Genomic DNA, 1,622 nt, shown 5'->3' on the forward strand with positions numbered 1-1,622 from the left:
ACGTAGCGTCGACCCACCGTCTGCATCAACCGTCCGATCGCTCCGGCGGCACCGGGCGTGACCAGCAGATGGACGTGATTGGTCATCAGCACATAGGCATGAATCCGGCAGTCGAGCTTGAGCGCCGCCTCGCGCAACTCCTGCAAGTAGCGCAGGTAATCGAGCTCGCGAAAGAAACAGGGCTGGCGATCATTGCCGCGTTGCACGACATGCTGCGCCACTCCGGCGATGTCGAGTCGTGGCGTCCGCGGCATGGGTTTACCTCCAGAATTTCTCCAGAGGCCAGCCTCCCGCACCCGCCCTCAGCACCGCATCCACACCCCAGGAAAACCCGAGTCAGCCATCACCGATCAACCCCCTCGGAAAATGTACTCTGACCCCCCTGTTTCCCGCTTGTCTTCGCTGCGGCTGGGTAGCTGGCGATCGTTCTTGGTCATCACGTGGGTGATGAGCACTTGGCCATCCAGGCATCAGAAAGCAAAGACCGCCAGTGAAGGCGGTCTTTGAGGAAGCCATTTCTGGTTGGACCGAAAGGGGCTCACGGGTTCAGTGCCGAATTCGGGAAATACTACTCTGACCCCTGTTTCCGCGTTGGCGGCGCTCAGGCCGGTCAAATGGCCATCCAGTTCGCAGAAAGCAAAGACCGCCAATGAAGGCGGTTTTTGAGGAAACTATTTCTGGTTGGACCGAAAGGGGCTGGCGGGTTCAGAACAGAATTCAGGAAATACTACTCTGACCCCTGTTTTCGACCTCACAAACCCCATCAGATTGTCAGGGTTGGAGGCGGCCCGAGAGGGATCGCCTTTCAACTGCCCAAATGCATTTCAGCCGCGTTCTCATTCTTCCCAAAGAAGGCCTTTCTCATCAACCAACACGAAGAACCGCGGCACATCATCATCGACATTTTCCGGGAAGAAAATAGCAACAACCCCAAGGCTAGTGCTGTACAGATACTGCATACTCTTTCCGTCGGAGTATGTTCCCTGGATCGTAAAAATGGGAATGCTTTTTCCTAGAACGCAGAAGGCTCCTTCCGACAAAACTCGATACTTAATTCTTGTCTCGACATCGATCCATTCAAGAGACCTGGTCACTTCCTTCTTTGAGGAAACCTCTGTCCATTCGTCTCCAACAGCCAGCCGATCCCGCGGCACCGACAAGACAAGCCCGCCAATCTTCACGCACTTGTGAACGGCCTTCTCATCGCAATAGTTCGTTTTCTCCATTGAGAAGCCCATTCCGCTCAAGTCACCGTCTGACTTTGTGACACGAATCGTCGAATGGCCATCACTGCCACGATCATCGGCCGAAGGCGCGTAGTTGACATAGGTCACATAGCCGGGCCCTTTAGCGAGAGCAGCAGACGAGGTCACTAACAACAAGCTGGCATAGAAAAAAAATGGATTCACAATCCACTCCTTAGGTTGACATTCCGATGCTGATTTAGTCAGCCTTACTCGCTTCTTCAAAATTGTCTCTTACGAAGCCATTGACTGCTTTCTCACCCTTCGCGAAGCCTCCCATATTAAAACAGGGGTCAGAGTACCTTTTCTAAGAAACGCTTTCATCGCTTGGAGGAAAGGGCTTGCCAGTTGACGGTCGACCCGGCTTTCCCAGTCCCG

Annotated in this window: 2 protein-coding genes; both read right to left on the bottom strand. The window is 53.9% G+C overall.

The features are described 5' to 3' along the window. A partial coding sequence (locus tag G467_RS0114770) for a transposase (RefSeq protein ID WP_022970504.1) occupies positions 1-254 on the bottom strand: 254 nt, incomplete at its 3' end. Positions 255-836: 582 nt separating this feature from the next. Beyond that, complete coding sequence (locus G467_RS0114775; protein WP_155844914.1) at positions 837-1,409, bottom strand: hypothetical protein; 573 nt, start codon at positions 1,407-1,409, stop codon at positions 837-839. Positions 1,410-1,622: the final 213 nt, after the last annotated feature.

It is taken from the genome of Arenimonas oryziterrae DSM 21050 = YC6267 (assembly GCF_000420545.1).
Taxonomy (GTDB): domain Bacteria; phylum Pseudomonadota; class Gammaproteobacteria; order Xanthomonadales; family Xanthomonadaceae; genus Arenimonas; species Arenimonas oryziterrae.